Source organism: Phormidesmis sp. 146-33 (assembly GCF_052939515.1).
In genome coordinates this window covers 1-7,682 of sequence record NZ_JBJPHU010000194.1, presented here as the reverse complement: position 1 = coordinate 7,682, position 7,682 = coordinate 1, and the positions used below count along the sequence as shown (strand labels likewise).

The following is a 7,682-nucleotide window of genomic DNA, read 5'->3' as shown; positions in this document are numbered from 1 at the left end:
TGGGGGATTTAGGGGGCGAGGATCTGTATCAGTAACTAGTGGATTTGGTATAAGGTCTTGTCTAAGGTCTTGTCTAATGTCTCCGGTCTAACATCTTTTGTCTAACGTCTCCAGTCGGCTTAATCGTGGGCCGATAGCCATAGTAGCGATCGACTCCGTAGTAGCTGCCCGATTCATTTTTAGGAATTACCCCATTCACCACCATGCCCAAAACGCGCTGACCGGATTGATTCAACAGCGATTTTGCAGCCGCGATCGCACCCGAATTCACCACCCCCGGACGCACCACCAACAGCACGCCATCCGCCAGCTTGCCGAGTGTCAGACCATCCGCAGCAAGCGCGATCGGCGGCGTGTCAATGATAATAAAGTCATAATCTGCTTTGGCCGCTTCGATCACGGCTGCGATCCGTTTGGAACTGAGCAACGCCATCGGATTAGGAGGAATCGTGCCCGCCGTGAGAATGTCCAAATTGATCAATCCCTCAGCGACACTGGTTCGATATTCTGCCTGACCCACCAACACATCGCTGAGTCCCTTAAAGTTGGGCAAATCCCAGATGCCATGCTGACTCGGACGACGCATATCCGCATCAATCAGCAGCACCCGACGACCCATCTGAGCATTCGAGACCGCTAGATTGGCAGCGACAAATGATTTGCCTTCGGTCGGCAGAGCACTGGTTACCAACACGACTTTTAGCGCCCGGTCAGTCATGGTGAAGCCCAGCGTCGTTTGCAGCATCTCAAAGGCAGCACTCACAGGCGAATAGGGATTGTCTCGCACAGGAACGATCGCCGCCCCTTCTCCCAGTTTTTGCGAAAATCGAGGAATTGTCCCCAACAGCGGAAAGTCGAGCAGTCGTTTGGCTTCGTCGGTGGTTTTGACCGATTTGTCGATCGCCTCCAATATCACCATCACGGACAGACCTGCCAAAATTCCCAAAAATCCGCCCAGTGCAAGATTGAGCAAAATTCGAGGAGAAATCGGACGGTTGGGCACCATTGCCGCCGAGATGACTCGCGCATTACCCACATTTTGATTTTCGACCACCTGGACATCTTGCAGCCGTTTTAGCAGTTCTTCGTAGGTCGATCGCGCCACCTGTAATCGACGTTCTAGCCCCCGTTGAGTTTGTTCTAACCGGGGCAGCACATTGGCCCGATTTTGATTAAACACATAGGCATTTCTCAAGACGGTGACGCGATTTTCTAGTCCTCTCCGATCGACTTCCAGCTTGACCAGTTCCGCCGTCATGCCTTGTTTTAACTGACTGATTTGCAAGTTTTGATCGGCCACCACTTGAGGATTTCCCAGGGTTTGGGTAACTCGTTTGTCAAGTTGAGTTTTGAGGGCGGCTTCTCTACGCTTGAGGTTAGCGATCAGGGGGTGGCCGTCTTGATAGCGCGCCTGCTGTACCGCCAATTGATTTTGCACCTGCCGATAGTCGTTTAACACCTGCTGGACTTGAGTAGACTGACTCAGAGAGGTGAGGGCAATCGCTTGTTGTGCATTCAGGTCTAGCTGATTTTGCATCGATCGAGCGCGAGAAGCCGTGTCTGCCAATTCTGCTTGCGCTTTGGTGATTTGATCTGCCAGATCGCTCAGTCCTGTCACCATTGTTTTGGCTTCTTCGTCCAGCGATACCACCCGATTGGCTTCTTTAAATTGGCGCAAATAGCTCTCTGCTTCTGAAACTCTAGCTTCGACGGTGGGCAGTTCTTTGCTGATAAATTCTCGTGCAGCGACGGCCTCAGCCCGATTCATACGAACGTTGCTTTCTAGATAATTTTGAGTGAGCAGATTGACCACCATTGCCGCTTCTTTAGCGTTTGTGCTGCGGTAAGACAACTCTAATACATCGGTTCCCCGAATGCTTTTGACCTTTAGTTTTTTGAGAAATTCCTCAACTGTAAGCGGTTTCCCGTCTGCGTCTTTGAGCTTCAATCTGGCAATCGTTTTCTGAATCAGAGGTGTTGATCGTATTATCTCAGACTCAGTATCTAGCGGATTACTCAACTGGGTCAGACCGCTTAACTCTCCTGCTTTCTCCATCGTTCCAGAAAGTGAAGAGACTCGATTCGTCTTGTTAAATAAAAGGGTTCCTTCTGCTTCAAAGATAGGCTTTTGCAGGTAGGTGAGCGCAATTGTCAGCCCAAATACAGAGCCGAGCGCCATAAAACCAGCCAGCCAGCGCCGCTTAAAAATCAGCCAATAGCGCTGCAAATCGAGAGAATCTTGATTTTCAGGGTTAGATAGCATGGCAAAACCGAGAGAGAGCAGGAATGAGGGATTTGAAGGTTGAGCGCGATCGAGGTGGAATAACTCACACAAAAGTTTAGATCAAATAGAGAAGTCAGAATTTAAAGTTAATTGGCTATCTGGGTTCTTCTCTGTAGCCCATAGACGGCGAGGCCATCCTGTTTGATAGGCATCACAGTGTTTTCTCAAGTCTGTCTAACAATCTCTGTAGTATCTCGACAGTATCTCGACAAATGAAGAAAAGTTTTTGCAAATTCCGTAATCTTATCCATAATTGGGCATCTTGGTGAAATTTGTAATGGCTGTGATTTATCGGCACATGATACTTCATTTCTCAAGAATTCATCGAAAATAACTGCTTGTGGTGGTCGTTTTACAGAGAACACGATTTGATTGCTTAATTGGATTGCTCAATCGCCCTCCCATTGCCCTTTTCGCGCTTTAAGTACTCAGATGTCTAGCACTCTTTTTTCTGAATCGTCAGCAAGACTACCGCTCTCTCGCCGTCAACTTGCGATCGCGCTTCTCACCGGAGACATTTTCGGATTTAGCATTTGTTTGTCATTGGCACTGTGGTTCCGTTTGGGTTACGTTAGCGTACATCCGCTGTTCTATAGCGTTGGATTATTTGTTTTGACTGGGTTGTATTTAGTCGATGGCTATCGTCCAGAGTTGCAGATTCAAGGCGTTTGGGTGTCGCTGCGAATTGTAATTAGTAATTTGACGATCGCGCTGCTCAGTGCGGCTCTCATTTACTTATTAGGAAGAGAGATTGCATATTCACTGGCCGGAAGAGACGTTTTGTTACTTAGTTTGACCTTATTTACGGGTTGGGCAATTGTTTTAAGACGGGGTGCGATCGCCTGGTTTCAAGCTCAATCTCAGTGCGATCGCTGGTTAGTTGTAGGGGCTGGAGAGCAGACCTGGAGACTGGTTCAGGATCTCTCAATACTACAGCCATCGGGACAAGTCGTGATTGAAAATTCTGAACCAACCCTGCTCACTTTGTCGATCGAATCGTCTGGTATTGCAACGCACAATCATTCAACTCAGCGTTTTCAATCCTGGTCGGGGGTCATTGTCTCTGCCAAAGATGAGTTGATCGAGCCACAGATTAAGCAACTGATGCACTTGCGGTTACAGGGGACTGTGATCTATGGATTACTAGATTTCTATGAAGCGTTCTTTTATAAATTACCTTCTCGATTACTCAGTGATTGCTGGTTTATTTCGAGTAGTGGATATCGGCTGATCAGCGATCGGGTCACGCTCAAAATCAAGCGCATGGTTGACGTGGTATCCGCGATTACATTGCTGTTCGTATTCTCACCTGTGATGGTCGCGGCGACTCTGGCAATTTGGTTGGATAGTCCCGGCAGTGTGTTGTATAGCCAGATGCGATCCGGGCTAAATCGTAAGCCCTTTAAGGTCTACAAGTTTCGATCAATGTATCAAGATGCCGAGACGCGGGGCGCACAATGGGCACAAGAGCGCGATCCTCGAATCACACGAGTTGGATACTGGTTACGCCTCATGAGAATCGATGAATTGCCCCAGATCTGGAACGTGCTGCGCGGAGAAATGAGCCTGATTGGCCCTCGTCCAGAACGTCCCGAATTTGACACCAAGCTGGCAGCAGAAATTCCCTATTATGACGTTCGCTATTGGGTCAAACCGGGCATTACAGGCTGGGCACAGGTGATGTATCCCTACGGAGCCTCTGTAGAAGATGCTTACGAGAAATTAGCCTATGACTTGTACTACATCAAAAATTACTCCCTCTGGTTAGAGTGGGCGATCGCATTCAAAACCATTCGAGTTGTTCTATTAGGAAAAGGCAGATGAGTCAAAAAGTCTTGGTGACGGGCGGTGCAGGCTACATTGGTTCGCATGTGGTTCGTCAATTGGGTGAAGCAGGCTACGACGTAGTTGTTTATGACAACTGCTCAACGGGTAGCGCGTCGGCCGTGCTGTCGGGCAATTTGATTAATGCAGATTTAGCGGATGTCGATCGCCTCTACAAAGTCTTTGCAACTCATCAATTTACGGCGGTGTTCCATTTTGCAGCCAGCCTCAATGCTCCCGAATCAATCGCCAATCCGCTTGACTACTACACCAACAACACTCGCAATACATTAAATTTACTGCGCTGCTGTGAAACCTTTGGCATTGATAAAATAATCTTCTCTAGCACAGCGGCCGTCTATGGAGAACCCGATCGCAATCCCGTGACCGAAGAGACTCCCACCCGGCCCATCAACCCCTACGGCCGATCAAAGCTGATGAGCGAATGGCTAATTCAAGACACCAGCAAAGCATCTCAGTTGCGCCACGTCATTTTGCGCTATTTCAACGTGGCCGGAGCCGAACCGAGAGGGCGAATCGGACAAATGAATCTTGAAGCGACGCACCTGATTCGCGCTGCCTGTGACGCTGCTTTGAGCCGTAAACCGGGCGTAAGAATCTTTGGCACCGATTTCCCGACTCCCGACGGCACTGGAATTCGCGACTACATTCATGTCGAAGATCTCGCCTCGGCTCACCTGTCAGCCCTACGCTATCTCGAAGCAGGTCACGAGAGCCAGGTATTAAACTGTGGCTATGGTCAGGGTTATAGCGTCAGGCAGGTGATCGATCGCGTCAAGGCGATTTCGGGAGTTGATTTTTCGGTCATTGAAACCGATCGCCGTCCGGGTGATCCGGCCTGTGTGACGGCCTGCGTTGATCGCATTCGTCAAGTTCTCAACTGGCAGCCGCGCCACTATCATTTGGATACGATCGTTCGTACTGCCCTCTACTGGGAAATTCACCGCGACAACCAGACCCTCAAACATCCTCTCATCCAACTTCTCGCCAAGCGTCTTAGACAATCGCTTCCTGTCGCGCAGACTCCTTCTCCCAAGAGCCACCATGTACAAGCGCCCGCGATCGCGAGACATCCCTAGTCAATTGTTTAAATGGTTTTTGCTAGGATGCGTGGCCGTCAGTGCGGTGGTTCCGATTCGATTAGCGATTTCAATTCACCAAACTCCCCATCCGCAGGCGATTTTTGTGTTGGGAGGAGATGTCGATCGCATGAAGTTTGCGGCTCAATTCTGGCATTCTCACTCTGATTTAACGATTTGGATTACTGATTTTCCAGCTTACGAGGTTGAGCATCGCCAGATTTTTCAACAGTCGGGTGTTCCGGAGGATCGAGTTAGATTTGACGGCCGAGCGACCGATACTGTGACAAATTTTACTTCGCTTGCCAATGATTTTTCTCAACAAAAACTACGGCACTTTTATCTCATCACCTCGGACTATCACATGCGACGTGCCAGGGCGATCGCAACGATCGTATTCGGTAGTCGTGGCATTATCGTGACTCCAGTTTCCGTCCCCAGCCAAAACCAACCGTCAGAATCTTTGACGCGAATTTTACGAGATTGTGGGCGATCGTTTGTATGGCTTGTAACTGGTCGTACTGGGGCAAAGTTGAATACCCGGATCGAGTCCCGATAGCAGATTACCAATGCTTGATTCCAAAAACATTGTGACGAACGAGTTGGTAAGCAAAGCCAGAAAAGTGAGCGATCGGCATGGTACAAATGGCTACGCTACAAAAAAGCCATCGACTCAGAAACGAGGGAATTTGACTTCCTTCACCGCGCCAAAACTCTGATTCAAACGTGTCGCTGTATTTTAGATTAACTCGTAAACTTTCTAACAAAGGAAGAAGAAAAGCGCCAGGAATCAACTGTTCGATCGGCAGTCCTAACTGAGGGAAAGCGATGTCAAATAACACAGCAGCAATGCTCAAAGAAATCACCAAAAAAGGTAGTTTTCCTCGAAGCTTTGAATTTGCATGTTTAGTCGTCGTTAGAAAGCGACCTCTCCCATATTTGAAGTATTGAACAAAGAGCGATCGCCAGCTATTTCTGGGATAGTACCAGGTACGAATTTTAGAGCTGACGTAAATCGCTTTTGAGTTTTGCAACTGCAATCTTTGATTAAGTTCAGCATCTTGATTTGTAACTTGATTTACATCAAAAGTAGCTATCAGTCTGAGGTTTAGCTCATAGTCTTCATTGGGAGTTGATTCTGCACAATAACCAGAGCATTCTAATAATAGCGATCGCCAAAAGCAGCCCAAATAAACCGTATCCGCGTAGCCATCGTAGTGAGGATTACGATATTTTGCGCCTCCACTCCCCAAGAAACTTCTAGTAGACAACGCAACTCCCGATTGAAAGGCATTTTTTGCAACAAAACGCTGTGCGCCACCGACATTAGCTGCTCCAGAACTCAAAAGTTCTTCAACACAACGTTCAATATAATCAGACGCATAATCTGAATGACCATCCGCTCGTAGAAAAATTTCTCCCGTCGCCTTTTCAAGCGCTATGTTGAGTCCAGCCGCTTGAAGCTTAAGAGGATTATTGATTAATTGGACTCTCTCATCTTCTAAAGATAACTTTCTGACAATTTCTTGAGTTCCGTCATTGCTACCTCCATCTGCGATCAAGACTTCAACCAGGTTTGAATATTTGGTCGATAAGAAGTCTCGAATAATTCTTTCAATGTACAAAGATTCGTTGTAAGTTGGGATGGCGATCGTCACCGTTGGACAATTAGAAACAGAATCATCAAGCACTGAAACACCTCTGATTTATAAGACAAATCGGTTAACCAAATTACAATTTATTGACGGCATTCATCATTTAGAAATCTTTTATAAAAGCTGCTTGGCAGGAATCATCAAAAAACGTTTTGTTGTTTTTAATAAGCAGGTCGCGTCGAGCAAAAAGTTGCGAACTGGGTTAAAAGAAAAGTACTTTCTACGCAGTTTTCGATGGCATAAATAGCTTTCAAATACCTTCGTAGAGGATACCCCCGTCGTATCATAATAAGCAACTGGAAAGCGCAAGAGATGAGGTGGAGCAACTAGAGAAGCTCTTACATTAAAGTCATAGTCTGCTTCTAAAAAAAGCTGCTCATCATATCGTCCAACCTTTTCGAGAATCTCACGGGAGAAGACCGCAGATTGATGACAAATTGGATTGCCATATAGAAATAATTCTTGTTGCCATCGTTGAGGGGGCTTGATATGACGCTTGAGATATTTCCTACGACTTCTAGAAATCGTTTCTCCAAAGGCCCAAAGCCAGCGATCGCTTTGATAAGATTCTACCAGTCTGGCTACTACAGTCTCATCCACAAAAACATCCCCCGAATTGAGAAAGATAACCAGATGTCCCGAAGAGTGGCTCAAGCCAATGTTAAACGCATTTGTAATTCCAGAACCCTGCTGATTAACGATTGAAAGAGACTTGCTATGATCGAACTTTTGAATGATATCTAGGGTACGATCGGTAGAGCCTCCGTCAATGATTAAATGATTAATGTGGCAGTAAGTTTGCGAACTCACACTCTCTAA

6 protein-coding genes are annotated in these 7,682 nt (G+C 47.1%); 3 read left to right on the top strand and 3 right to left on the bottom strand.

The annotated features are described in order from the left end of the window. Positions 1-73 precede the first annotated feature (73 nt). Complete coding sequence (locus tag ACJ2PR_RS34350) at positions 74-2,335, bottom strand: GumC family protein (protein WP_446880412.1); 2,262 nt, start codon at positions 2,333-2,335, stop codon at positions 74-76. Positions 2,336-2,716: 381 nt separating this feature from the next. On the opposite strand from ACJ2PR_RS34350, the gene ACJ2PR_RS34345 reads away from it, so the two are divergent. Genes ACJ2PR_RS34345 through ACJ2PR_RS34335 form a run of 3 tightly spaced genes read left to right on the top strand, consistent with a single transcriptional unit; the run spans position 2,717 to position 5,767 of the window. Beyond that, entirely contained in the window at positions 2,717-4,108 is a 1,392-nt protein-coding gene (locus ACJ2PR_RS34345; RefSeq protein ID WP_446880411.1) for a sugar transferase, read from the top strand. Beyond that, the gene (gene galE, locus ACJ2PR_RS34340) at positions 4,105-5,208 is read left to right on the top strand and encodes a UDP-glucose 4-epimerase GalE (RefSeq protein ID WP_446880410.1); all 1,104 of its coding nucleotides are present in this window, start codon (positions 4,105-4,107) and stop codon (positions 5,206-5,208) included. The genes ACJ2PR_RS34345 and galE overlap by 4 nt, the downstream gene beginning before the upstream one ends. Next, positions 5,174-5,767 (top strand): YdcF family protein, encoded by a 594-nt coding sequence (locus ACJ2PR_RS34335; RefSeq protein ID WP_446880409.1) that lies wholly within the window; start codon positions 5,174-5,176, stop codon positions 5,765-5,767. Before galE ends, ACJ2PR_RS34335 begins: the two co-directional genes overlap by 35 nt. A gap of 4 nt (positions 5,768-5,771) precedes the next feature. On the opposite strand, the gene ACJ2PR_RS34330 is transcribed toward ACJ2PR_RS34335, so the two are convergent. Then, positions 5,772-6,899 (bottom strand): glycosyltransferase family 2 protein, encoded by a 1,128-nt coding sequence (locus tag ACJ2PR_RS34330; protein ID WP_446880408.1) that lies wholly within the window; start codon positions 6,897-6,899, stop codon positions 5,772-5,774. 78 nt (positions 6,900-6,977) lie between these two features. Next, positions 6,978-7,682 (bottom strand): glycosyltransferase (locus ACJ2PR_RS34325; protein ID WP_446880407.1); only part of this gene is annotated, 705 nt, incomplete at its 5' end.

What these genes read in the sequence shown, in the direction of transcription:
- ACJ2PR_RS34345 (WP_446880411.1), top strand. Translation starts at nt 2,717, where the DNA reads ATGTCTAGCACTCTTTTTTCTGAATCGTCAGCAAGACTACCGCTCTCT.
- galE (WP_446880410.1), top strand. Translation starts at nt 4,105, where the DNA reads ATGAGTCAAAAAGTCTTGGTGACGGGCGGTGCAGGCTACATTGGTTCG.
- ACJ2PR_RS34335 (WP_446880409.1), top strand. Translation starts at nt 5,174, where the DNA reads ATGTACAAGCGCCCGCGATCGCGAGACATCCCTAGTCAATTGTTTAAA.